The sequence below is a fragment of the Anaerovibrio sp. genome (assembly GCF_045637405.1).
Classification (GTDB): Bacteria; Bacillota; Negativicutes; order Selenomonadales; family Selenomonadaceae; genus Anaerovibrio.
On the sequence record NZ_JAZTZI010000162.1, the window covers coordinates 1 to 26943 of the forward strand.

Consider the following 26943-nt stretch of genomic DNA (forward strand, 5'->3'; position numbering starts at 1 on the left):
GGATAAGCCTCCCGCAAATCATTTTTCTCAGAAAATGGCAGTTTTTCAAATTCCTCCGGAGATGATACATGATTTATGCCGGCCTCCTCCAGCTTCTTTCCATAAAAGCTGTTGGCAGCCTCCAGGGCATCTATACGATCATTTACAAGCTTAAGCTGTTCCTCTGTTATCTTCATTACGAATTCCCCTATCAGTTAATTATTTTAGGTTGCCTAATTTATACAAGTATCTTAATGGCTGCATTTTTTAGCATATTCCAGAGCTTTAAAATTAAGCTCATGAAATTTTTCAGGAATTCTGGTGAGAATAACCTTACGGATATCCTCCTCATCAAGTCCCAATGCACCGCTGCTTACTGCCGCCCCCAAAAGCAGCAGATTTACTATTTTTGCAGAGCCCAATTCCTTACAGGCCTTTTCGGTATCTATAACAATAACTTTTTCGACCTTGTTTCTTATATAGTCCAGCATCTCACTACCATTGTAGTTGGAACCTGCCAAGGCAGCCGTCACCGGCATCACCGGGCGACTGCTTACAATAACCTGGCCACCCTTTTTTAAATATGGGAGCATACGAACCGTTTCTCCAGGCTCAAAGCCTATGATTATATCAGCACTGCCACTGGCAATCATTGGACAATCCACATCATCCCCCAGTCTCAGATGACTGAATACACTGCCGCCACGCTGAGCCATGCCAATGGTCTCGGCACTTTTAACGAGAATCCCCTTATTCATGGCCGCTCCGCTAATGAGTTTGGACGCCAGAATGGTTCCTTGACCACCAACACCGCAAAGGACAATATTCTTACTCATGATGATCACCTCCAATTGCTCCCGCCGGACATATCTGACTGCAAAGTCCGCAACCGGTACAGAGAGAATCATCAATGACTACCTTGTCATCACGAATTATCAGGGCCGGACAGCCGATCTCACGGATACATTTACGGCAGTTTATACATTTTTCATGGTCCACTGACAGGCATTTATCAGATTTGACAATGGCGATACACGGAGATTTAAAGATAATTGCTTTAACCCCAGGCAAAGCCGCCGCAGCCTTTACCGTTTCCACGGATTTTTTATAATCCAATGGATTTACTGTCTCCACAAATTCCAGGCCAATGCCCTTTAAAATCTTTTCTATGCTAACTTTATTAACCACATCACCCATCATGGTATGACCGGTACCGGGATGAGGCTGGTGTCCCGTCATGGCAGTGGTCGAGTTATCCAGAACAATCAGGGTCATATTCGCCTGATTATAAACCGCATTTATTACTCCCGGTATTGCTGCCGCAAAGAAGGTAGAATCACCTACAAAGGCAAAGCAACTGGTATCCGGTTCAATATGGTCCACCCCTTGAGCGATTCCCAGTCCTGCCCCCATGCAAAGGCATGTATCCACCATATCAAGTGGCATAGCATTCCCCATGGTATAACAGCCAATATCGCCTGCAAAAAGTGTCTTTTTCCCCTTCATGGCCTGCTTTACAGCGTAGAAAGAGGCACGATGTGGACAGCCGGCGCAAAGGACAGGCGGACGAACTGGTAATTCTGGCATTTCTGCCTTATCGGCCTCAGTAAGAGCTGCATTTTCTGGAGATTCGGTCCCCAAAAACTTAGTCAAATTCCCCATAACTGAATCAAGGGTATTCTCCCCGGAATTTTTTACATCCAGTGTCAGCTTGCCATATACCTTTACGGGTAGCTGATATTTTCCCGCTATATAGATAAGCTCCCGCTCAATAACAGGATCCAATTCCTCTATACATATCACCTCATCAAGTCCCGTCAGAAACTTTAACGCCAGTTCCTCCGGGAAAGGGTGAGGTGTCGAAATCTTTAACAGTCTCACATCGCCTAAAGATTTTAATGCCTCAGAAACATAAGTGTAGTTAAATCCCCCAGTGGCAATGCCCTTCTTTGGGAATTTGCTATTCTCAATATTAAGCAGCAAATTCTTAGTATAAGAGGAAAACTCTTTGGAAAGCTCCACATTACGGGCCTCGATATTTATGTGAGCCTGGTAGGACAGCTTGGGAAATATAACCCAGCGCTTGGTGTCCTTTATAAAGCCCTCCGGCTTATTATGTTTGTATTCACCTTCATCCTTCACGTTGATGGAGGCATATCCATGTGAAACTCTGGTTGTTGACCTGAGAAAGACAGGTGTCCTATATTTTTCCGAATACTCAAAGGCATCCTGCACCATCTCATAAGCCTCCTGCACTGTGGAGGGATCAAAGCATGGCAGCTTGGAAAATCTGGAAAAATGGCGGGTATCCTGCTCCGTCTGGGAAGATATAGGGCCTGGGTCATCCGCAACCAAAACCACCATTCCACCTTTAACACCTATATATTCAAGGGACATAAGCGGGTCCGCAGCCACATTAAGTCCCACCTGTTTCATGGTTACCATAACCCGGGCTCCGGTATAGGCAGCTCCGGCCCCCACCTCCATAGCCGTCTTTTCATTAATAGACCACTCCACATAGGTATCCTGTGACCTGCGTCTCGCCACAGTCTCCAGCACTTCGGTGGAGGGGGTACCTGGATATCCAGCCACCAGATTTACACCGGCAGCAATGGCACCCATGGCAATGGCTTCATTGCCCATCAAAAATTCCTGATGCATCTGTATCTCTCCCAACGACATTTATTTGTTCTGTCGATACACCCACTTACACGACAACACAATTATTCTACCACAGGTGGACAGGAAAACAAAGAAACACTTTAACTTTTTAAAGGGTGTTAGTAATAACAAAACCGCTGCAGAGTTCATTTTTCAACTCCACAACGGTTTTTAAGCAATTCAATAATTAAATTATTTAACTTCAATATAGTCTTTTAAATCACGGCGAACCAACGCATTTGCTCCGTAGGCACCATCCACATAGCCTATACGCAACACCATCTGCGGTGTATATGGCAGCTTCAGGGCATTCTGAATAGCGAAACGGCGAGCCTTGTTTTCCACAGCAAAGCTCAGAGGCTGCACCTCAATGTCGTTGCGGACGGCATAAAGCCACGCTTCTGTAAGATGCATACCAGCCTCAATATAGCCCATATTGGTATCATTGGAGGTAATCAAAAGATAGCCTGCACAATTATCCGCCTGCCTCTGAGCCATTTCATATCCAGTCTGGGCAAATGTATCTCCCTTGGCAAACCAGTGAGTACCAAGAGTATAATATATAACCTTGCCCAAGCCGGTAATCCCGTTTTGCTCTGCGGTAAGGCCATCCTTTTTCTTTTCAGCCTCCCAATTTGAAAAACGAAGCCAGTCAGCCAGCTCATCCCTTATTTCCTGATTGTCTTTCTGTTCCTCAGCCGCAGACAGTGTCTGATCCTTTATTAGCGAAAAGGCCTCAGTGGTATCAGGAACAAATACAGCTCCTCTGATTCCCTTGATTCCCTCCTGAAAAAATTCAGGTATAGCAGCCGATGTATATTCCCGCTTGTCGGTATGGCGGCGCTTCATCAAATTAAGGAGGCCCTCATCTCTGGCCATGCCACTATTGGTGTAAATTACTGTAATACTCTGGCCGTTGTCACTGACATGGAGACTGGTATTATATCCATAAGCCTCGAAGGCCAGCATACAGCTGCGGGCATAAGCACCCATGGAAATATAGGCTTCCCTGCTCTCCTGATCAACTGCGTACAAAAGTCTGGAAGTATCCGGGGAAATAACCAGCTTCCCCTCTGCGGGATATACCGTCACATCCCACATCTGGGCATTATGAGAGCTTGGGGCAAGCCCTGCATAATACAGTATCTGCTCCACCTCACTATTTAAGCCCTCCACCTCTGTGTCAGTGGCCACATCCACCGGCCGCGCCACATAGCACACATAAACACATAGAAGCACAAATACTGAAATCGTGGACCAAATAATTTTCTTTTTTAACGTCATAAAAGCCTCCGTCTCTATCCCTCGTTGTCTAATTAACCACAAAGGTGGCCTATTGTCAACCTTGTCACAAAGACATTGGACGATTTACTTACATATTGGCTCTCTCAATTAAATCTCTTACCGCATCGCACGTGTCCTGATATTCAATGTTGAACGCATAAGAATACGACTTCCTATATTTCTTCCATATGCGTTGTAATTCCTGACTTCCAGCCAGGTTATCGAGTATTATTTTATAATCATTTAAGGCATTCTCTGAATTGCGTTTTTTTAATGTCCCATTCAAAGCCTCTTTAAGAAGCACCGGGTCAATGTCAGCTGATTTGGTTTTATACAAAATATAGACATCGTAATAATCTCTTGGTCTGGTATTAGCAATACCTCTTGATAAAATGGTTTCAATTTTCTCAGCCAAAACTGTTTCCAACGTATATGCCAACATCAATATTTTTGTGTCATCAAACATTGAGGCGAAATAAAACTCTACCTCATTCGGCGTTATCACATCACCTGTAGTTACGTCAATAGTAAGTGGTACTTTCATGGGAGCATAATTTGCATCCAGATATGCTCTTAAACCAGGGTAATCATCTGTTTGCCGTATGTCATCAATACGCAAAAGTTCAAAAGTAATATCATCATCTATTTTTATTTGACATATCTCAGTTATAATTTCGTTTAATGCTTCCTTGGTTAAAGTAAATCCTTTAATCGTAGTATCTAAATCCATTGTGGCTCTGGAAGAAAGCCCTACAATAGATGATAAAAGAAACCCGCCCTTGATAATAAAATTATTTGCATATTTTGACTTACTCATGCGTTCCAATAGTCGTTCCAGCATATAATTTTGGAGAACTAATTGGGGGCTAATCCCCCATTCTTTGGCTTTGTTCCTAATCAGTGCTTTTAACTGCATAGCATTTTTCGTTTTCATAAAAGCACCTCCATATATCTCAGGATTTTCCTCTTTACCCGCAATTTTTCTGCGTATTCCATTAGAAGATTTATATTCTTTTTGTCGTACTTCGCATATCTTTTCATTGCATTTACGACAATTTGAATGTCGCTCCCCTCTCCCCGAACGATATCGCATAAAGTGCGTTCCAAACTGTATACCTTTATGGGATTACCGTATAAAGTCTTTCCCTCCACTATACCCATTTTGTAATTATCTGCGTTGACACGTTTAATTACAACATTTTCATTGTTTAATGATGGGGCGTTATATCCTTGGGGAAAGGTCATGATATATGTAGCCGGTGTTCTATCCGTAAATCCATGGATGTATAATGCCGTATCATGGGAAACTACCCCCCTGGAATATCGCTGGCAAAGCGTATATAGTCCATCGTGCCACTGAGACGTAATTTGATATAATCCTCGCCCCACACGCACCAAGGATTCCTCTTTTACATACTTTGCCACTGACTGCCTGCACCCACCATTAGCCTCAATATCGTATACTCGCACCAACCCGTCCGAAGATTCATTTATTAGCTTATCAATAACCTTACTCATGCGTTCACTACCTTTCACACATTAAATATATCAAAATTAATGTGTGAAAGTCAAGCAAAAAGCAGGGTTATACTTTATCTATAACCCTGCCATCCACAAAGTATAAAGTTATACCTAACAATAACTCTCTCACAGATATTTTGCAATAGTATCTGTGCTATCCTTTATACCGTAAATGCAATCTGAATGCCAGATACCAAATTCCCCGGTACTGTTTACAGCTTCAATCCATTCCTGCAAATACTGACGCTTAACTTTATCCCTTTCAGATTCCTTGCCTTTAACCTCAAGAACCAACATATGGCCGTTATCCAGCTTGATAAGGTAATCTGGTACATATTTATGGTATTGCCCGGCAAAATTGTAGTTTACATAAAAGCCTAGATGATCATTCTTTGCCCACGCTACCACATGGTCATTTCTCTCCAGCTCATAAGCTGTGGAACTTTCCCAAGAGCTGTCATAAACACAATGACTTATATGGGATTTACGGGTAAGATTACAAGGCTTCGTGGTAAACCATACCTGCATATCCCCAGTAGAGCATATCTTCTTGCCCTGGTCAAAAATAGGAATACACTTTTCAGTCTGCTCCTGCTCAATGTACTTCCATACATGATTTACAATTTTTGACATACTCAGCATGGCCGCAATCTTTTTTCTCAGCTCATTATTAGAAAATGACATCGGATAAACACTGAATTTCCCGGCATCCCAGAACTCTCTTACTAAAGCCACAACCTGACCAAACAGTCCGTATGCAGTTCCTTCCTTAGCCCAAACAGTTTCCTTGGCCATCTGCTCATACACTTCAGCAGCCTCTTTAAAAATTATGCTCTGAAGCCTCAGCACATCATCCAATTTCTCCAAATCAATATCAATGCACTTGGACAAATCGGTTTTTCCATCAACCACAGGAGCCAACTGTGCAGCCAATCTAACCTCGCTGGCATCTATTCTGAGCTGAGGAATCTTGCTCATATCAACGGACAACTTTTGTCTGAATTCTCTATTGATACGGACAATATTAGGCCAGGAAATCTCATATTCCTTCTTGTCACGCAGAGCTTCTATCCTGGTCTTAGGCTTCTCCGGCTTTTCCTTGCCTCCGTCATCGCCCCCCTCATGCGGTAGATAACTAAATGGAATACCAAAGATATTTACATACTCTGCCTTGAACAGTCCTGTTTCCTCATCCACATCATAACTAGTACGACGCAGACCACGGCCAACAACCTGCTCACACAGTAACTGTGAAGAAAATGCCCTCAATCCCATGATGTGAGTAACGGTTTTGGCATCCCAGCCTTCTGACAGCATACCAACAGAAATAATATTCCGAAGCTGCTCTCCCGGCTCACCTACTTGTCCAGTAGTATCAATCATTTGCCGCAGATATGCAGCAATATTATCCACGCTGGTATCAGATAAATCTACGCTACCAAGGTCAATTTCCTTAACATCAGCTGTGCTTTTCAGTACCTTTGAGTCAATGCGAACCACTTTACTTTTTTCACATAATTCAGGAATAGGGATTCTTTCATGCTCAAAAGCATACTGGATTCTAGCAGCAGTTTCTGTTCTGTTGGCAACGGTAATCATAACAGGCGGAACCTTACTTCCAGCATTTTCCCATTCCTTGTATGTTTCCTGCCAATCTCTGCCAAGCAAATAGTAAGCATTTCTCAACAATGTAGGCAGTGGCTCAGTTTTATCAGCATCCCGCGTAATATCATCATAAACCTCTTCATCCCGGTAAATATGATAAAGTTTGGACTTCATATTCTTGGTATTTAAAGTACCATCATCTCTTACGACGATACGTGGTGTCTTCACCAAACCAGCCTCAATACCATCATTAAGACCAAAATCGCTGATTATCCAAGAAAACAGGGCTTCTTCATCATTCTTCTTGCCAGATGGAGCAAAAGGAGTAGCTGAAAAATCATAGCAACACAAAATATTCCGAGTCTTGTTGATTCTATCCAATCCCCGGATCCATACGGTTGCCTCATTTTCATATTCCTTGGCAGCCGCTTTTTCTTCTCTGTTACCTTCAATTTTTATTTTAATCTCAGGATTTTTTCTCCAGGCATGGTGGGCCTCATCATTGATAACCAAAATATTATGAGCAGTGGCCAGCTCACCCAATACTTTGCGTGAAAATGCTTCGTCTGACAGTGGCCCGCGCTTATCTACGGACTTCTTTTTCTTCAGTGCTTCCTCTGACTCAGTTTCCATATCCTGCCAATTAGTTACAACAATAGTCCCCTGATTCAGCTTATCCAGCATAGTATTGGGAACAACACAGAATTGGCTATAATAGTTGTCCTGCCCGCCAGTTTTCAATACCTGTAATCTGCTCTTTACTGTAAGACCGGGTGCCACAATAAAGACATTTTTGGAAAATCTCTTATCCTGCGGATAGGTAACTTTATTACATACTTGCCACGCAATAAGCATGGCCATAACAATGGTCTTACCGCCACCAGTACAGAGTTTGGTGCATAACCGGCGAAATTCTCCCCCATCTCCTTCAATGTTTATTCCAACTCTATCACTAGCTGGAGCTTCCGCAAACCATATTATGGTTTCAATAGCATCCAGCTGACAAAAGAAAAACTGATGCTGTCTTGCTTCCGCGTCGTGCCAATGATTTAGCAGCTTCCGGGTAATTCCTGTTACACCTGGGAAACCAGCTTCTCTCCATGCTTTTACACGAGGTCTGATACGATTAACCATTGGCAGCTCTATAAACCTACCAATATCGTTATATTCGTTACCACCTTCACCAGCTACAAAATATCCTGCTGGTCTTCTACCCGGTTCCTGTTCAAACATCTGTGTTTCAATGTCATATCTCCAATGGTGTTTAGGTTCCTCGTAGGGTGAATTAATAATGAGCTTGTCTATAACCTTTGGCATTATTCTTCACCAACCTTAAATACGCACATACTCTCGATTCCACGGTCATCAATGATTTTGACAGCAACCTTTTCCCCATCGTCAACATTAAACCAAATGGACTCATTGCCAGCGAATTTATCTATCAATTCCTCATTTATTTCAGCCTTTAATGTCTTGGCCAGCTTGTTCCAGCCATCTTTCTTACCACCCATAGGGAAGAAAACCTGCTCCGGCTCCACACACATTCCGTCATAATCTGTATCCAGCATCCACATCGCAATATTATTGGTAGAACCGGAAGTTATCTTGCCAGTTTTTACATCATAGTAATCAAAGCCATGAACCACTACCTTGTAACGGTTCTTTGTCCGATTATCCTTTATCAGCTCCACATCGGGCTGACCTACCAGCCAGAAGCTCTGGTCAGATGAACGCTTCTTCTTCAAGTCTTCGGTCATAAGGTCAGTATTCATCTGTACCTTTAGAATAGTAAGACCTGGCCATTTTACTTCCGCAATCATCTGGGCTGCATCCGCGTCAAACTGGAATGCAGCGAAAACAATTATCTGAGGTGTTGGGCGCATGGTCTGAACTTCATCTAATACATTATCTACCATACGAGAATCCAGAGTCTTTGTTTCCTCACAGAAGCAAATAACGGCCCTACGAGGCTTAGCTTCATTTGTTTCAGCCTCTGCCTGAACAAACTTCGTCCCTTCCAGCAGTTCCACTCTACTAAATTCAAGTTTAGAACCATTTTTTCCAAGTATACCAGTAGCTCTCAATTCCTCGCACCAATCAAACTGCTTTGCCGTAGCATTATTATTAAACTCAATGTCTACATTCTCCAAAGATTTTACTACTGGAGCTGGTAAAGCCTCTACTGTAAAAGGCCCTGATACTCTTACTTTAGTCTTATCAATCTCAGGTTGATCATATAAGGTTTCCTTATCAGGTTCCGTGTTATTAGCTATTGATTTAAGTGTGATATGAGGAACTGTTTTATATATAAAACCACTTCCAACCCCTTGTTCTTCATGAGCTAATTTATAATAATCAAATGTAGCTGTCATTATTCGTTGCTTTGCCAAATCAATCGCTACACGAGATGTATCACAAGTAATCCATCTTCTTCCCCATTGTTCAGCCACATAAGCGGTAGTTCCACTGCCACAAGTAATATCCATAACTAAATCGCCAGGATCAGTGGTCATAAGCATACAACGAGTTTCTACCTTCGTAGCTGTTTGAACAACATAAATTTTTTCTTCTCCAGAAAATCCCGCAATAGCGGTATCCATCCACTGTTCAGTTATAGGAACTACAGGATAATCATCAACATATCTTTTATAGTTTATACCATTTCCTTTAGCAATAATTCTATTATTTTTAACTAATTCATCCAATCCCTTTGGTGTTGTTTTCCAATGATTATTGTCCCCACAATAATAATCTTTACCTTTAAAACTATAAATACAAGTACTTGTACTACTGTATCCTTGAGAACGAAGATTTTGCGGAGAAAATATTCTCCATCCCTTTGGAATTAAAGAATTATCATTTATTTCCGCAGATGTCATTTTTCTATTTTCTTTACCATCTGGTGATTCAATATATGTATAACTATCTAAATTTCTAGTATCTTTTGGTTGATACAGCTGATGATATTTTATAAGACTTATATCCTTTGCATACCAAAGAATATAGTCACCACTTACAGTAAGTAATTTAGTAGCCTGTCCCGTTGTCTTTTTAAAAAATATTTGTCGACAAAAATTTTCTTTACCAAACACTTCATCACATATTTCCCTTATATGATGAGTATTTTCATCAGATATTTGAACAAAAACACTTCCAGTTTCATTCAATAATTCTCTAGCTAATAATAATCTGTCACGAATATAGGAAAGATAAGAGTGTACACCTAATTCCCAAGTATCCCTAAAGGCTTTTATCATCTCAGGTTCCTGAGACAAATCCTCATCTTTTTTGTCTGTAACATCCTTTTTATTTATAAATGGCTGGAAGTTACTGCCATACTTGATACCATAAGGCGGGTCAAAATAAACCATCTGAACCTGTCCAGCCATATTCTCTTTCTCTAGCATCGAGTTCATAATAACCAGACTGTCCCCGGCAATTAATCTATTTGTCCAGTCAACGCCATGCTAATAAAACTCAATATTAGCCTGACGTTTCTTCATTTTTTCAACCGGGTCATATTCCTCAAACAAACTAAAGGTACGCATATCATTTTCATCTGCACGTACCTTGGTAACATTCTTAATTAATTTCAGAGGCTTAATTACCTCATGGATATGGATAGAGCTGCTCGGAACAGAGAATTCTTCCCGCTCCTTTTTGCCAGCCCACTGCAAAGAAGGGTCTATATGCGGGTCATATGAATAATTTGCGCTCTCCTCAGCGACCTTATCATATCTGGACATCCCCACCTTCGGATTGTTGGCCCGTTTCTTATCAGAATGGTCGTAATAATCAATATCCCTTAATTTGTCATCAGCTGTCTTTTTCCGTGCCATGATTACACCCCTTTATTATTAATCCTAAGCTCTTTTTATAAACAAATAACATATACCTATTTTAAACGATAATAAATAATTAAAAATCACGTTGCCTTGTAATAATAATACCATTTCCATGATCTTCACTAAAACCAATGGTTACACTTACGTAAACGTCAACAATTTTGCGTTCATTATGAAGCAGCTCTTCTAATTCATTTTCTTCAAAATTTAATGACATCCCTGAAAAAGGGCAATAATTATATAATCCAGTCTCTATATCTTTTGTTATATTATCAAAATACTCTATTGAAGGCGAAAAAATATCTACATGTAAATCATCAACAGTTAATAGTAATGAATTATGAGATAACGCCATTCCACTATTTCCTCCAGGCACCAATATACAATGCAATGAATCCAAAAAATCCATATGTTCCGTATATCCTTTATAGTCACTAAATGTAAAGACATATTGTGAACCAAATAATGTGTCGTACTGGTTTTGAATTATATAATTTCTAAATTCCTCATCTGATTTAAACAACTCACTTCTATCAATGTTTTTCATGCCAAAATCCTTTGACAACTTTTCTAAAATCCGTCGAAAGAAATTTGAAATTGCATAATCCATAGGTATTCTTTGCTTACTTTCTCCTATACCATCAGTAAAATCCGTTATCCTAAAAATATGAACATTATCATATTTTTTTACTCTATCACATTTAGTATTAAATCCAATAATTTTGGAGTTTATCTCTTCTCTTATCCAATCTTCTATATATTTTTGTGCCTTATCATGAATATTTTCATGCTCGTACGTCATCTGTTTTTGTTGAGCTTCATGTATTATATATTGTTTATATTTTTTGTTCATAACATTCACAAAAGGAAACAATATTTCATCCATATCAACAACTACACCGCCATTATTATGACGATTAATTTCAAATATATCACACATTTCCGCAATTTTACTTTTTAACTTAGCATAATTATGCTCCACTAAATAGCTATAATATTTTTGTGTCTTTAACAATTTTTCTAATGTTGTATCTCTAAATGAATATCTATTAATTATTAGTGCAACATATAAAAAATACTCTCTAATGACATCACTCATTATCATTGCTTTACAAGTTTGAGATTTTGGCATTAATTCGTAATTACCAAGAATTTCTTCCATTTGTCTTTCTATATCTGCCTCTAAAAATTCTTTATTTCCAGATACACTATAATAAAAATCAATTATTAAATTTTTAATGTCGTTATTAACAAGAATTCTTTTTACACGTTCTTGAACAGATTTATCTACACAAGATGTATCTTCTCTGTATGCAATATAATACATAAAACAATGAATTAACATTACCTTTAAAATATATGCCAAATTATCAAATTGGTACTGTTTCTGCAGTAATGCTTCAAAATATTTTTCATCTATATAGTCAATTTGCTTGTTCACCAAAAAACCATAAAAAAGATTAAAATCTCTTAGTGCTAACGATTTATAATAAAACCATTCTGATTCTTTTGGTACATCATTAAAATACCAAACTCCATCATCTGTCAAAATACTTTGCCAAAAATCTGAATTAACGATATTACTTTTCCCATATTGTTTATTAATATACTTGCCTATGATTCTGGCAAGGCCATTGACGGATGATACTCTATATGAGTCATATTTCAATGCATATTCCGTAAATGAAGCCACCCTAATTATTGACTCAGAAAAATAATTAAAATTGAAATTATATTGTTCTATCATCTCTGCATCAATAGTATTCAATGCCCTATACCATGCATTATCCACTTTTGCAATAAGTTGTAGTGTGTTTTTTAAATTACTTGCAACATCTTGGTTATCATTAAACCAACACCATAAATTATTATAAAATTTTCCAACAAAACAAATTCCTCGCATTTTACAAGTTACCAAATCATGCATTAAAAGGAAAAGTGCAATGTCTTCAGCATGAGAATTAACATTCTGCATCTGCATTTCATTTACAAGCATTGCATTTACGAACTTAAAGAACATGCCAGAATAAAATTTGAAATCTTCAGTAGATTGGACTGGCGCTACATTTTTCCAATCATAAATAAAATTCTTGCAGACTTCAGCACGATTATCTGCATTATCTATTAAATATAACACATATACTTCTATTTCGTTTAATATTTTTTGTTTTCCTCGAAAAATATCACACACATCAAATATAGATTTCAAAATAATAATAACAGCTACTATAAAAAATGTAATTACAACATTGTAAAACGAAAGCAAATGACAAAATATACTAAATACCAAACCTGCAAATTCAAAAATAATTATATATTTCTGCGTTAGAATATATGGCTTATTTTTCAAAATAAATACAGCAACTGGAATCCCCATATATGATGTAGAAATAACACCTGACAATAAAGCAATAATTGTGATTGTCAAAGTCAGTATGGTAGCTTGTATTTGCAGCAAAGTCAACGATATCCCACTCAAATTATCTACTTCAATAAATATGACTCCGTTTGAAACTAATAACTCGCATAATACCCCAATAAATAATAAAACCGTTGAAATTGCCAAAACAGCTATTTCATTATTTTTTACACTTTCTTGATAATCTATCCATGTCATAAATTAAATCCCCGTTCATTATTCCATACCTATTTCAGTACCCTATTAAAAGTATTTTACCAAATTACTGCTCAATTGTAATCTAACCAAATAAAAAGAATCTTCCTCAGCCAGCACCAAAGAAGACTCTCTTTTCGCTATGTATTTATTTAACAATACTCCACACAGTTATCACATCATTCCTCCAGATATGCATCGTCGATGAATTCATTGGTATAGTTTTTAAAGAGCTCAATGTCCTGGTCGTCCAGCTGATAGAAGGCCTTGTAATAATTTTCCCCGCCGATCATCTTTGGGGCAAAACGGGCCAATAAATCCTCGTAGCCCTTTTGGGAATCCGCCAGCTCAATAATGGAAATAACCTGCCGCTTCTTTTCCCTGAAGCGCTCCTGATCCTCCTCTGTAAGAGGACGCTTGCGGGCATAAACGGCGTACCCCTGAGGAGTATTCACCAAATAAAGCATCCCCTTTGCCTTTTCCACTGCCTTGTTATGGCGCTCCTCGCGAAGCAGCTTCCGCAGGTAATCCCAAACGATATTAATTTCCTCTGTACTCAGATGAGGCTTATCCTGCAGCTCAAAGAGATTGTACTTTTCCACAAACTTCCTTATGAGATAGTTAAAACAGAAAAGTGTGGCCTCAGCATCAGCCGCTGCAGAATGGGCAGAGCCATCCCGCCATACATAGCCACATTCCTCGGCACAAATCACCAGTCGTGGCACATGATAATAATCAAAATCCTTTTCCTCATGGAAGACAGCCCAATATAGGTCACGGACATCCATGGCCTTTTCCGGTAAATCCTGGAAACCATATTTTTCCAGAACCCTTATATCATTATCTACTGCAAACCCCAAAATCATTTCGCTCTTATCAAAAATTTTCTGGACCTTGGGTATGTGCTTTACAAAAAAAGGCTTGTCTGCCACCATCTCAGGAGTAATGCCATGTACTCTTTCGGCATAATGCCATTTATGAACCTTCTTGGGTTTATAAAGCTGATTGTGTATCAGAGCCCCCTGCTCATTTAAAATTGACAACTCCAAAATCTCATTGCTGATTCCTGTACTGGTGGACTCAGTATCCAGGCAAGCGATATGCATATCCGAACCCTCTCTCAATAAAATTTGGTAATTTTAAAACTCATCTTCTTTATATATTACCACATTCGAAACAAAAATCCTGCAAAATTAAAACACGCCGCTCAAAATGAACGGCGTATCAAAGTTTACATGAAAACAATAACTATCAGTCAACAGAGCTACCGGACTTTAAGGACAAGCCACGCTCAGCCAATCTGTCGCAAATTTCCTTGAAGGACTTGGCTCCAAGATTTCTAAAGCCCATAATCTCCTCAGTAGTCTTTGAAGCAAGATCACCAATAGTAAAGATATTGTTGCGCTGCATGCAGTGAGTGGAACGCTGACTCAGCTCCAGCTCGCTAATAGGAGCGTTCAACAGCTCCTCCATTGCCTCATGAGCATTATCCCCGTCATCTGAAGACAGGCTATAGCTCTCAGGATTTGGCTCATCAACAACAGTATCCTCGCACAAATCCAGGAATGGGTTCAAGCCATCAATCATAATGTTAGCTGCCAGCTTCAAAGCATCAGCAGGCATAACAGAACCGTTGGTGAAAATATCCAAAGTCAGGCTGTCATAGTTGGTAATGTTACCAACACGGGTATTCTTAACTACATAATCTACGCGATCAATAGGAGAAAACAGCACGTCAATAGGGAACATGCCCTTATCTGCGAAAGTATTCTTGTCGGCAGATACATAACCGCAGCCACTCTGAATCTTCAAATCCATGGAGAACTTCTTGCCAGCCTTAACAGTGGCAATATGAAGCTCAGGGTTAATAATCTGAAGTTCACTGTCTGCCGTAATATCAGCAGCAGTAACCTCCAAATCCTCACCATCAGCCTTAACATCAATATGAGCCACCAGCTCGTTCTCAACAGGCTCAATGCACAGGCTCTTTACGTTCAAAACTATATCAATTGCATCTTCATGGGTGTCAGAAAGCTTGCTGTCCATGGTGGTCGCACCAGCAATCTTCACAGCAGTAACTGCTGCACCCTGGATGGATGACAGGAGAATTCTCTTGAGACTATTACCAATAGTAGTACCATAACCACGATCAAGAGGTCCGCATACAAACTGACCATGAGTTTTATCGGTTACATCTCCGGAACAACGAATTTTTGTTGTATTGACATCCAGCATATCAAAACTCCCCTCAGGTATTTTAATCCATTATTGCATACCATATATCTTATCACAAGAGTAATCCAAAATCAAGCTACTCACTAAAAATTATATCCAGCATACTCATTTCCTGGGCACTGGCTTCCCTTACGGAATATTCCAACTCCAGGTAACTGTCCACTGAAATATTAAGCATTTCAGCAACCATGTGAATACTATATCCTTTTGCCTGGCGAATCGCCTGCAAATCTTCCAAAACCACTGTATTATAAATCCCCTTTGTCATAAACTGTAACCGCAATTTTTGACTGTCGGTTTTCCAAACGAATGACATTGTATTATAAGGTCAGGGTTTTGTAAAGTGAATTTTAAATTAATTTTTAGGGGATGCTACAGAGGCTTTTAATTCAAGCTCTATGCGCTTCTGGGAGTCTATATTATAGACGTATTCCGTACCCATTAAGTGACCCGTCTTTTTATTCCGATACATAACCAAGGATACCAGGAGCCACTTAGGCTCGCCATCAACCAAGCGTTGATATTCAAGGAAAAGAACGGTATGTCCCTCGCCGAATTTCTCCAAAAGCCAATTACGGTCCATAAACGCCAAATAGACTTCCCTAAATTCAGGCAATACAACATCATTCACCATGCGCCTTACGCCTACCATATAATTAGTATCGCTGGTAATACCGGTTGCTGCTTCCACTGTTGCCAAATCCTGGGCTGAAACAAAGGTTTCTTTGGTTATATCAAGATGTGCTACAAAAACCAAGCTGTTGAGTATGGATTTCACCGAATCGGTCTCCGAAAATTCAGCCGGCGTATATGGCTCATACAGATAATTAATATATTGCACCATAATCATCAATATTGGATGCTCATCGGTATAATCAAGACTCCTGGATACAGTCATACAAACCCAGCGATAAACATCGCCTACCAGACGCCGATACTGGAAGCGTAACGGACTGTCTGACGCAGCAAGCCGCTCCGTCATGCTCTTCATATCCGTAAACTTTTTATACGCCTGCAGCTCCTCCGAATGAATGAGATGATTATCTATAATATTGTTATTCCAAGTATCAAAATGCTTGGAAATATGATAGCCAAGATTCTCCTCCTCGCCATCAATCTGGATGATTTCGCACATACCAGTGTAACCATCCATTTTTACAATGGTCTTACAGGTCTTATCAATTAAATTCATGGTATCCTGACGGGCAGCCACATCAGTATCGGCAATCTTCCAGGTGTACAGAACCCATGGATTGCTCTTGGAGAACACATTCGGCACTATACACTCGAAGGTAATCCAAACATAACGCCCATCCTTCATACACCGCAAATGAACCCTGCGCCGATGCTGTTTCTTGGCAATTTGCAGCTGGGTCGCTACTATGGAAGTCTCATGGAGAAATGCATCGCTATCACTATGATGCACCATACCATTTTCTACATAACGCTTTGAATATTCCTCAATAGTTAGTGGACGAGGACTCATGATACCGTCCTTCTCCTCGGATTTCTTAATAAAATGATATTCCCCGGTCCATGGATTCACCTCGGCTACCTTCCAGAAATAGGCGGTAATATCCTGCAAGTAGGAACGGGTCATTTTCCGCTTATGTATATTAGATGTAGTAACATTATTTTTATCAGAAATCAGTGTCTCAAAGCTCTCAATGGACATTGGCTGATAGAAGTAATAGCCCTGAACGTATTCGCAGCCCATCATTGACAACAGCTCAATCTGTTCCAGGGTTTCAATCCCCTCCACAATAATTGGCAAATCAATCTGACGTGCCATATCAATAATGGAATAAATAATGTTAATGCCACGTCCCCGATTACCATTAGAAAAATCCAGGAAGCGCATATCAAGCTTTAGCACATCTGCATCCACATCTTTTAGCATATTCAAGGAAGAATAGCCACTGCCAAAATCATCAATAATAATTTTAAAGCCATTGCGCTTTAATGCCTCTTCCGTTTCTTTGACGATACCTTCATTTTCCACATAAGCACTTTCAGTAATCTCTATCTCCAGAGTGCTTACAGGAATCTGGTACTTGTGAACCATCTCTGTGAGAATCCGCACCACATCCATATTCTGGATATCAATACGGGACACATTAATAGAAACCGGAACCACCGGAAGGCCTGCATCCATCCAATGACGAATAGTCTGACAGGTTATTTCCCACACATGCTGGTCAAGCTGTGTAATATAGCCGTTCTTTTCCAGGAAAGTAATAAACTTGCCCGGCGCAATCATTTCCCCATCGGCAGTTATCCACCGCACCAAAGCCTCTGCCCCCACAATTCGCCCATCCACAATCTGGCACTTTGGCTGAAGATATATGGTAAATTCGTTATTGGACATAGCCCTCTGAATACGAGGCATCAAATCGACAGTGGTAGCCAAATCCTTGGCCATAGACTCACTGAACCAATTAATATCAGCATAGGAATAGACATAGCACTTGCCAATGGCCATGATAGTATAATCATACATATCAATGGCATCAGTGGTATCGTCCTCCGTAAATTTGTAGGCACCCCAAACTGGACGGAACAACGGGTCCGTCATATATCTGCCCACAATCAGTTTAACGCTCTCGATGATAGCGTCAACCAAATCAGCATCTTCTTCAAAAAACACAGAAAAATAGTCATTCCCCATGTATCCGGCGATCATTTCATGGTCATGACATAGCTGCTGGAAATATTTGCCCAGCTCTGCCAACAGAGCATCTCCATTATCACGTCCGTACCATTTGTTAAAATACTGAAAATTCAATATATTCACAGACATCATGGTACTGCAAACAGGATTATTCTCTATCTTTTCTGCTACCAGATCCCAGTAAGAGCGCATCAGCGGTAAGCCCGTTAACTGGTCAATATTCACTGCACCCTTCACTTTTTCGGCAGTATTCTGCTGAACATTGTCATTTTCGTTCATATCTGACACCCCTTTAGGTCATTCTACCATATAAGATAACAACATGGCTATTAAATATAGGATGAATTCACCATTCTTTTTTAGGTGATAAATATTGTATACATAATATAACTCTTGCGTTATAAATATTGAAAATGGTATACTAACTAAGCATAGAATTTTAATGAGGTGATTTACTATGAAGGTTGGTATTTATGGTTACGGCAATTTGGGCCGTGGTATTGAGTGTGCAGTGAAGAACAGCGAGGATATGGAGCTGGTGGCTGTATTTACCCGCCGGGACCCATCCACTGTTAAGATTCAGACTTCCGGTGTAACCGTCGCATCTGCCAATGATGTGGAAAAGTTTGCTGATAAGATTGACGTAATGATTATCTGCGGTGGCAGCGCCACTGATTTGCCTGAGATGACTCCTGCATTGGCAAAGCATTTCAATGTAATTGACAGCTTTGATACCCATGCCCGCATCCCTGAGCATTTTGAAAATGTAAATAAAGCCGCAAAATCAAGTGCCCATATTGCTCTAATTTCCGCTGGCTGGGATCCAGGTATGTTTTCCTTGAACCGCCTGTATGCCAACTCTATTCTCCCTAATGGCAACGACTACACCTTCTGGGGCAAGGGTGTAAGCCAGGGACATTCCGATGCTATCCGCCGCGTAAAGGGCGTAAAGAACGGCAAGCAGTACACCATTCCTGTGGACAGCGCACTTGCTGCTGTACGCGCCGGTGAAAATCCTGACCTTACCACCCGTCAAAAGCACACCCGTGAGTGCTTCGTGGTAGCCGAGGAGGGTGCAGATAAGGCAGCCATTGAAAAGGAAATCAAGGAAATGCCAAACTACTTCTCTGATTATGATACCACTGTACATTTTATTTCCGAGGAAGAGCTGCAGAAGAACCACAGCGGTATTCCACATGGTGGCTTTGTATTCCGCACCGGTACCACTGGCTGGAACAATGAAAACAAGCACGTTATTGAATATAGCCTGAAGCTGGACTCCAACCCAGAATTTACTGCATCTGTAATCGTAGCTTACGCCCGCGCTATTAACCGTCTCCATCAGGAGGGACATATCGGCTGCAAGACCGTATTTGACATTGCACCTGCATATTTGAGCCCACTTTCCGGCGAAGAGCTGAGAGCTCACATGCTTTAATATTTTTAATCAAACGTTCCTCGGGGGCTGTGAAAAATCACAGCTCCTTTTTTATGCCTTACATTTTCATTATGTATACATTTGAAACAGCGCCAATATGTGATACTATTTACATAGGAATAATAATGATCTCGTTTATATGGTCACAATATGTGAAAGGAGTGGTTTTATGGATATAGTATTACTCTCCCGTTGGCAATTTGCCATCACTACCATCTATCATTTCCTATTTGTTCCTGTAACCCTGGGGTTAACCCTGTTTCTAGCCCTGTTGGAAACCTATTATGTCACCACCAGGCGTGCTCATTGGAAGGAGCCTTGTCGAAGGCTGCTTAAATTTTTCGGGGCAATCTTTCTGGTAAACTTTGCCATGGGTGTGGTCACAGGTATTGTTCAGGAATTTCACTTCGGTATGAACTGGTCCGAATACTCCCGTTTCATGGGGGACATTTTTGGCGCACCATTGGCTTTGGAAGCCCTCACGGCTTTCTTTTTGGAGTCTACCTTCATCGGCATCTGGGTATTTGGCTGGGACAAGCTCCCGGAGAAGCTCCACTGTGCCTGTATCTGGCTGGTGGCCATTGGCAGTAATTTATCGGCCTTCTGGATTTTAGTCGCCAATTCCTTTATGCAGCACCCAGTTGGCTATGCCATAGAAAATGGCCGGGCTGTAATGACCGATTTTATGGCCCTTATTACTAATCCATATGTAATTGGTGAAATGAGTCACACCATATTCTCAGGTGTCGCTACAGCCGGCTTTGTCCTGTTAATTATCTGCTGCTGGAAATACGCTGTAGATGATGCTTCCAGAGAGGTATTCCTGCAGGCCCTAAAGGCCGTCTCCATTTATCTGATAATCGGCATAATGGGGGCCATGGGCACAGGTCATGTCCATACCCAATATCTGGCCGAGGCTCAACCCATGAAGCTGTCCAGTATGGAAGCCCTATGGGAGACGGAAGATCCCGCCCCATTTGCCGTAGTAGCGGATATTAATCAGGAAAAACGGCAAAACGATACTGAAATAACGATTCCTGGTATGTTTTCCTTTATGCTGTACAACAAGCCTGAAGGTGCTGTACAGGGTATAAATCAATTACAGGCCGCCGCGGAACAGCAATATGGTGCCGGCAACTATATTCCTGATGTAACCGGACTCTTCTGGTGCTTCCGCCTGATGATTGCCAGCGGTGGTGCCATCGCTGGTTTGGCCTTCCTCATCGGCGGCTTGGCATGGATAAAGCAGGATTGGTTATTTAAATACAAATATCTGCTGGCCCTTACCCCTTTCCTACTGCCATTACCATTCGTAGCTAATTCTGCCGGTTGGTTTATCGCCGAGGCTGGTCGCCAGCCATGGATTGTGGTCGGATTACAAAAGACCGCCGATGCAGTATCCCCTAATCTAACCCCTGGTGAGGTATTCATCACCATGTCCGGTTTTACCATTGTCTATCTGATTTTGGCAGTAATTGCTTTCTACGTTATATGCCGTATTGTCCGTCGGACTACCATTGATATGGCTAACGATGAAGGGAGGGCTTTATGATGGATTATAACGTACTTTGGTTTATCCTCATTGCGGTACTCTTTACCGGCTTCTTCTTTCTGGAGGGGTTTGACTACGGGGTTGGTATTTTAATGCCCCTCCTGACGAAACGGGAGGAAGAACGCAGTCAGATTTTGGCCTCCATAGCACCTGTATGGGATGGCAATGAGGTGTGGATGATTACGGCCGGTGGTGCCCTGTTTGCTGCCTTCCCCCATGTGTACGCCACCATGTTCAGCAGCTTCTACATGGCCCTCTTTTTAATGCTGATAGCCCTGATACTACGCGGGGCAGCCTTTGAGCTTCGCCACCGTCATGATTCCCTGGTCTGGCATCAGGTGTGGGATAAGGCTATATGTTTTGGCTCAGCTGTACCAGCTTTCCTTTGGGGTGTAGCCATGACTGACCTTATGGTAGGTCTCCCCATTGACCAAAGCATGCTTTATCAAGGAACCTTCTTTGACCTGCTCACCCCATATTCTATACTCGGCGGTCTCATGACGCTATGTCTGTTCACCTTCCATGGTGCAAATTTCTTGGCCTTAAAGCTGGACAATGAACAGCTTTATGTAGCCATTCGACGTGCTGGTCTGCGCAGCTTCCTTGGTACCTTTATCCTGGCCCTAATTCTCCTGATTATTCCTATTACAAAGGGACTACTGTCCTTCCACTCAGCTGAAATTGTGGTATTTGTGCTGGCTATAGCCCTTCTATTGGCCAGTGCCATTGATTTAAAGCACCTCCATGAAAAACGGGCCTTTATTGCAACCGGTGGCAGTATTATCCTATTAACGGCCGGTTTCTTCTTGACCATGTTCCCACGGCTTATGGTTTCCAATCTAAATCCTGACTGGAGCCTAACCATCACCAATGCCGCCTCCTCGGAATACACCCTGTCAATAATGACCGTTGCTGCCCTGTGCCTTGTACCGGTGGTGCTCATTTATCAAGGGTGGACCTATTGGACCTTTAGACATCGGGTAAAAATTGATACACACCATGAATATTAAGTCATTTCCTATCAAAAAGCAGGCACTAATTACTACGTGCCTGCTTCAGCTTATAATTTCGCTCTTTACTCTTGGCATAGCTTGGCAGCTTAGCCAGGTGGTTTTTGATGTGTTCATTAATAATGATTATAGCTATACAGCAGTCACTTTGGGACTGCTGTTATTTTTCTTGTTGGGAAAATCCCTGCTAACCTTTTGCTTAAAAAAATCCCTACATAATAGCTCCCAGTATGTCCAAATGGCAGTGCGCCAACGCCTCCACCAATGTATAGGTTCTCATGCCCTGCCCAGCCATCGCCTGCAGCTCCTCACCCTGGACAGCGTTAAAGCCCTGGATAAGCTATTTATTATTATTGCTCCGCCGTTTCTATCCATCATTTTTCTACTCCCCATAATCCTTATTACCATTCTTTATCTTGACCCATGGTCAGCTCTAATAATGGTGGTTACCCTGCCTATAGCTCCCATTCTGTTATGGCTAATCGGTCATATGACAAGGCGTGCTACATTAGACCAATGGAAGCAATTAGATGAACTGACCCTGGCCTTTAAAGACACCCTGGCAGGTATTATCAGCCTTAAAATTTTCCGCCAGGAACACCACCAAAGAAACCATTTAGCAACCCTCAGCCACCTATTTTCCCAGGCATCTCTCAAGGTCCTCCGTCTGGCCTTTATTTCCAGCTTTACTATAGAGCTTATTACCACCCTTACCATCGCTATTCTGGCCGTATCCATCGGTTTCAGGCTATTATATGGTGAAATAACCTTTCAGCTGGCCTTTTGCCTTTTACTTTTATTACCGGAATTTTATCAGCCATTACGGCAAAGCGGTATGGCCTTTCATGCCTATATCGATGTAAAGACCGCCTGGAAAAATCTACAGGAAATATTCCAGTGGCCCAATCAATCCATAACTGAACATCAGGACACCCTGCGCGTACCCCCTGGACTTCACATCACCAATGCTTCCTTCACTTACCCCGATGCACCATTACCCACTTTGGAAAGTATATCTCTGGATTTTCCTGCCGGAAGTATCACCTGTATATATGGAACCAGTGGTATGGGCAAAACCACTCTCCTAAAGCTTTTGGCTGGATTACTCCAACCACAGACCGGCCATGTCCAGCTGGAGGATAAAGAGCTCAGTCAAATTTCCTTGGACAGCCGACATAAGCTGATTACCTATGTTCCACAATCCCCCCATGTATTTCAAGGTTCACTGGCGGATAATATCTGCCTCTTTGAAAGGACCTCCTATACTGATGAAATACTCCTAAAAATTACTCAAATCATAAATGACGTAGGGCTTCATTTGTCGCCTGATACCCAGTTAGGGGCCGGTGCCCTGAGTCTATCCCACGGAGAACGGCAACGCATAGGCTTAGCCCGGGCCCTTTATCAAAATCGCCCCCTAGTCCTGTTAGATGAACCTACTGCAGGATTAGATCCAAAGGAAGAGCAAAATATCCTACAGCTGTTAAGCCACTTTGCCAAGGGAAAAACACTCATTGTAATTTCCCATCACCAGATTGTTCGGCAATGGGCCGATATTGCTATAGAGGTACATCATGAATAATATCCCTATACTAAACAAACTCATATCCATAGCCGGTATCAGTAATATGCTGTTAATGATAGCCGCTGGATTCCTTTCTGGTCTTACCGGCATTGGCCTGATGGGGTCCGCCGCCTGGATTATTAGCTATGCCGCACTACAGCCGCCCCTATATGCCCTGACCATCGGCATAACCTGCGTGCGCTTCTTTGGACTAAGCCGTGCAGCTACCCGCTATCTCATGCGCCTTTTTTCCCACCAATTGGCCTTTAAAGCCTATGAGCAGCTACAATTGCTAATTTATGGGGCTATGTGCAAGCAATTACCATTACGTACCGAGCTACCCCAGCAGGGTCAATACCTTCAACAACTCAGCCATGATGCTGAAACCCTGCGGGATATGTATATTCGCTGGTTTTTACCTATTGCCAGTACAGGCCTATTAACCCTGTGCCTTACCCTATGGCTCCAGACCATTTCCATACCAGCAGCCTGTTTGTTATGCTTTCTGTTTGGCCTTCATCTTATTATTCCAGCTCTTATGAGCAGATACACCAATGATGCTCTCCTGGAAGCCTCTTATCGGGACAAGCTGGAGGATTATGCCATGGGAAAGGATGAGCTGGTAACCTCAGGCTCCATGAAAAACTTTATAGACGGTCTGGATCAGGCTGCTGCTACATACAGCGATGCCTATACACAGGTTCAGCTACGTCAGGAAACAATTGATACCCTTTTATCCTTACTTCGCCACGTAGGATTCATTATCTATATTTGCCTGCTCATCAATGCCCTAAGCATACATCTATTGGAGCCTCGCTGGTTAGCCGTTTGGGTCCTGTTAGGAATGGGGCTGTTCGTCGAATTTTATGATCTGACATCAGCGGTTCCCCACCTGCATAAGGCCCAGAAAGCAGCCCAACGCATATTTATTGCCGGGGTTTTATCCAGCCATGATGACCAGCCGCTACCAGACACCGCCATTACAGAGGAGCATGAAACCACGAAAGCAACTCTCATAGGTGAAGGAATAACCTTCACCTATAATGATAGCGAACCAAATCCCACGCCAGTATTTTCCCCCCTCTCCTTTACCGTTCCCTCTGGCGGAATGCTTGCTATCCGTGGGGACAGTGGTAGCGGCAAGACTACCCTGGCCCAGCTGCTACTTAAATTTTGGCCCGTAACCACTGGCGAATTACAGCTTGGCCACAAAGCTTATAATGAATGGTCTACCCCTGAGCTGCGTAAATATTTCTCAGCCTCCATTCAGCCTTGCCATATCTTTGCTGAATCCATCCGTGGCAACTTTACCCGTCTCCACCCCCATATTACCGAGGAAAAAATATGGTATGCGTTAAATATCGCCCAACTAAGTGATACAGTCCGCCAATTTCCTCAACAGCTGGAGGAACCTTTGGGAGAAAACGGTCATCGCCTGTGCGGCGGGCAACGCAATCGCCTGTTGACCGCCCTGGCCGTGGCCAGTGACGCCCCATATCTAATTTTAGATGAGCCAACTGACGGCTTGGACAAACACACTGCGGCTTCACTAGTCGATGCACTTATAGCCCATGCCCATGAAACGCAAAAAGCTCTACTGATTATAACCCATGATGAGGAGGTCGCCAGGAATCTGCCCCAGGCAATTCATCTTACCCCACCCGCTACACTATAACAAAAAAACCGAGGTGCCAGCATTTTAGTGGTTCCTCGGTCTTTTATTTTAATTTTCTATTCCCTTACGGGCCTCAACGCCCTTGGTGTAATAATGACGAAGCTCCTGCATATCCGTTATCAAATCAGCCCGGTCCAGCAACCATTGGGGAGCATTTCTGCCCGTGCATACAACCTCTGTGGCTTTAGGCAATTCATCCAATAAGGATTCAATTTCCCGCCTAGATAGTAGGTTGAAGAAAAGGGCCACATTCACCTCATCAAGGACCACCAGTTCAGGTTCCATGTCCAGAATTTCCCCCTTGGCCACTGCAAATTCCTCGGCAATCATCGCCACATAATCTGCTGGCGGGTTCCCCGGCGGAAAAATCACCACCTTATCACCCCACTGTGCTTTTTCCTCATCAGACAGCATTCCCTCAGCCGCCACAAAGAAAGGCTTTCCCGTGGTTCTTAGCCGCAGCTTGGGCGAAAATCCTTTCAGGACCTCCTGCTCACTGTAGGCAAGGCTTTTCATAAACTGCAAAAAATACACCTGGTGACCGGCCCCCAGGCTCCTGATGGCCAGCCCAATAGCCGCCGTGGTTTTCCCCTTTCCCTTGCCTGTATATATCTGAAGCATAGCAATCCTTCACCCCTAAGTGTATGAAATATATAAAAGGCGTAACCTTTCAGCTACGCCTTAAATTATACTACTTAATGTATGTTACAGTTTCCTCAATTGGCTTTCTGGAAAAATGATTTGGCAATGGCTTCCCCTCCTCGGCAGCATAGCCGAGATCCAGAAGCATCAGCACTTCTTCATTTTCAGGCAAATTAAAGGCCTTGGCCGCCTCATCAGGGTTAAAATAATTCAGCCAGCAGCTGTCCACGCCTTCATTGGCCGCCGCCAAAATCATGTGGGTAGCAACAATAGCCGCATCCTCAACACCAGAATCACGCTTGTCACCAGGATAGGTGAATACATTATTCTTGTCGAAGGCCACAAGCAAAACTGTAGGCGCACCATATCTGCAAGGTGTTACCTTGTCCACCTTTGCCAGACCTTCCTCACTCTGAATCACATAAATGCGCTGCTCCTGAAGGTTCTTTGCAGTTGGAGCCAGTCGTCCTGCCTCCAAAATGGCCTGCAATTTCTCAGCTTCTACCTGACGATCGCCATATTTTTTACAAGAAAAACGATTTTGAACTACATCTTTGAATTCCATATAATAACCCCCTAACTATTTTTCATAAAATGATACTCGTTAGCATTGGATAAATTATATAGCATAAAACCTACAAATGCAA

At 42.0% G+C, this 26943-nt stretch carries 20 protein-coding genes; 5 read left to right on the forward strand and 15 right to left on the reverse strand.

The features are described from left to right. Nucleotides 1–230: 230 nt before the first annotated feature. From ACKI5G_RS11185 to ACKI5G_RS11245, 13 genes are all read right to left on the reverse strand, one after another. A complete protein-coding gene (locus tag ACKI5G_RS11185; RefSeq protein ID WP_407400386.1) occupies nucleotides 231–815 on the reverse strand; it encodes an indolepyruvate oxidoreductase subunit beta in 585 nt (194 codons plus the stop codon). Then, nucleotides 808–2640: an indolepyruvate ferredoxin oxidoreductase subunit alpha gene (gene iorA, locus ACKI5G_RS11190; protein ID WP_407400388.1), complete on the reverse strand. Its 1833-nt coding sequence runs from the start codon at nucleotides 2638–2640 to the stop codon at nucleotides 808–810. Before iorA ends, ACKI5G_RS11185 begins: the two co-directional genes overlap by 8 nt. Nucleotides 2641–2832: 192 nt before the next feature. Further along, the gene (locus ACKI5G_RS11195; RefSeq protein ID WP_407400390.1) at nucleotides 2833–3924 is read right to left on the reverse strand and encodes a hypothetical protein; all 1092 of its coding nucleotides are present in this window, start codon (nucleotides 3922–3924) and stop codon (nucleotides 2833–2835) included. An 88-nt stretch (nucleotides 3925–4012) separates the two neighbouring features. Beyond that, nucleotides 4013–4858 carry a nucleotidyl transferase AbiEii/AbiGii toxin family protein gene (locus tag ACKI5G_RS11200; RefSeq protein ID WP_407400392.1) on the reverse strand — a complete coding sequence of 282 codons (846 nt, stop codon included), beginning with the start codon at nucleotides 4856–4858 and terminating at the stop codon, nucleotides 4013–4015. Then, nucleotides 4855–5442 carry an abortive phage infection protein gene (locus ACKI5G_RS11205; protein WP_407400394.1) on the reverse strand — a complete coding sequence of 196 codons (588 nt, stop codon included), beginning with the start codon at nucleotides 5440–5442 and terminating at the stop codon, nucleotides 4855–4857. Before ACKI5G_RS11205 ends, ACKI5G_RS11200 begins: the two co-directional genes overlap by 4 nt. Before the next feature lie 129 nt (nucleotides 5443–5571). Next, entirely contained in the window at nucleotides 5572–8367 is a 2796-nt protein-coding gene (locus tag ACKI5G_RS11210) for a BPTD_3080 family restriction endonuclease (RefSeq protein WP_407400396.1), read from the reverse strand. Next, entirely contained in the window at nucleotides 8367–10439 is a 2073-nt protein-coding gene (locus ACKI5G_RS11215; RefSeq protein WP_407400398.1) for a site-specific DNA-methyltransferase, read from the reverse strand. Before ACKI5G_RS11215 ends, ACKI5G_RS11210 begins: the two co-directional genes overlap by 1 nt. A gap of 78 nt (nucleotides 10440–10517) precedes the next feature. Beyond that, nucleotides 10518–10889, reverse strand: coding sequence for a hypothetical protein (locus tag ACKI5G_RS11220; protein WP_407400400.1), 372 nt, complete (start codon nucleotides 10887–10889; stop codon nucleotides 10518–10520). 79 nt (nucleotides 10890–10968) lie between these two features. After that, nucleotides 10969–13512 carry a hypothetical protein gene (locus ACKI5G_RS11225; protein WP_407400402.1) on the reverse strand — a complete coding sequence of 848 codons (2544 nt, stop codon included), beginning with the start codon at nucleotides 13510–13512 and terminating at the stop codon, nucleotides 10969–10971. A gap of 176 nt (nucleotides 13513–13688) precedes the next feature. Further along, nucleotides 13689–14615 (reverse strand): exonuclease domain-containing protein, encoded by a 927-nt coding sequence (locus tag ACKI5G_RS11230; RefSeq protein ID WP_407400404.1) that lies wholly within the window; start codon nucleotides 14613–14615, stop codon nucleotides 13689–13691. Between the two features lie 145 nt (nucleotides 14616–14760). After that, complete coding sequence (locus tag ACKI5G_RS11235) at nucleotides 14761–15744, reverse strand: DNA-directed RNA polymerase subunit alpha (protein ID WP_407400406.1); 984 nt, start codon at nucleotides 15742–15744, stop codon at nucleotides 14761–14763. Nucleotides 15745–15820: 76 nt separating this feature from the next. Beyond that, a complete protein-coding gene (locus tag ACKI5G_RS11240) occupies nucleotides 15821–16012 on the reverse strand; it encodes a helix-turn-helix domain-containing protein (protein WP_407400408.1) in 192 nt (63 codons plus the stop codon). 87 nt (nucleotides 16013–16099) lie between these two features. Further along, nucleotides 16100–18694, reverse strand: a complete 2595-nt coding sequence (locus ACKI5G_RS11245; protein ID WP_407400410.1) for an EAL domain-containing protein — start codon at nucleotides 18692–18694, stop codon at nucleotides 16100–16102. A 178-nt stretch (nucleotides 18695–18872) separates the two neighbouring features. Here ACKI5G_RS11245 and ACKI5G_RS11250 point away from each other — a divergent pair, with 178 nt between their 5' ends. From ACKI5G_RS11250 to cydC, 5 genes are all read left to right on the forward strand, one after another. Then, nucleotides 18873–19853: a diaminopimelate dehydrogenase gene (locus ACKI5G_RS11250; RefSeq protein WP_407400412.1), complete on the forward strand. Its 981-nt coding sequence runs from the start codon at nucleotides 18873–18875 to the stop codon at nucleotides 19851–19853. Nucleotides 19854–20022: 169 nt separating this feature from the next. Then, on the forward strand, nucleotides 20023–21405 hold the full coding sequence (locus tag ACKI5G_RS11255) for a cytochrome ubiquinol oxidase subunit I (protein ID WP_407400414.1): 1383 nt from the start codon (nucleotides 20023–20025) through the stop codon (nucleotides 21403–21405). Further along, nucleotides 21405–22415: a cytochrome d ubiquinol oxidase subunit II gene (cydB, locus tag ACKI5G_RS11260; RefSeq protein ID WP_407400445.1), complete on the forward strand. Its 1011-nt coding sequence runs from the start codon at nucleotides 21405–21407 to the stop codon at nucleotides 22413–22415. The genes ACKI5G_RS11255 and cydB overlap by 1 nt, the downstream gene beginning before the upstream one ends. Before the next feature lie 109 nt (nucleotides 22416–22524). Further along, the gene (locus tag ACKI5G_RS11265; RefSeq protein WP_407400416.1) at nucleotides 22525–23997 is read left to right on the forward strand and encodes an ATP-binding cassette domain-containing protein; all 1473 of its coding nucleotides are present in this window, start codon (nucleotides 22525–22527) and stop codon (nucleotides 23995–23997) included. Beyond that, nucleotides 23990–25654, forward strand: coding sequence for a thiol reductant ABC exporter subunit CydC (gene cydC, locus ACKI5G_RS11270; RefSeq protein WP_407400418.1), 1665 nt, complete (start codon nucleotides 23990–23992; stop codon nucleotides 25652–25654). The genes ACKI5G_RS11265 and cydC overlap by 8 nt, the downstream gene beginning before the upstream one ends. A gap of 48 nt (nucleotides 25655–25702) precedes the next feature. On the opposite strand, the gene ACKI5G_RS11275 is transcribed toward cydC, so the two are convergent. After that, a complete protein-coding gene (locus ACKI5G_RS11275) occupies nucleotides 25703–26275 on the reverse strand; it encodes a cob(I)yrinic acid a,c-diamide adenosyltransferase (protein ID WP_407400420.1) in 573 nt (190 codons plus the stop codon). Between the two features lie 70 nt (nucleotides 26276–26345). Then, on the reverse strand, nucleotides 26346–26861 hold the full coding sequence (locus ACKI5G_RS11280; protein WP_407400422.1) for a nitroreductase family protein: 516 nt from the start codon (nucleotides 26859–26861) through the stop codon (nucleotides 26346–26348). Between the last annotated feature and the right edge of the window lie 82 nt (nucleotides 26862–26943).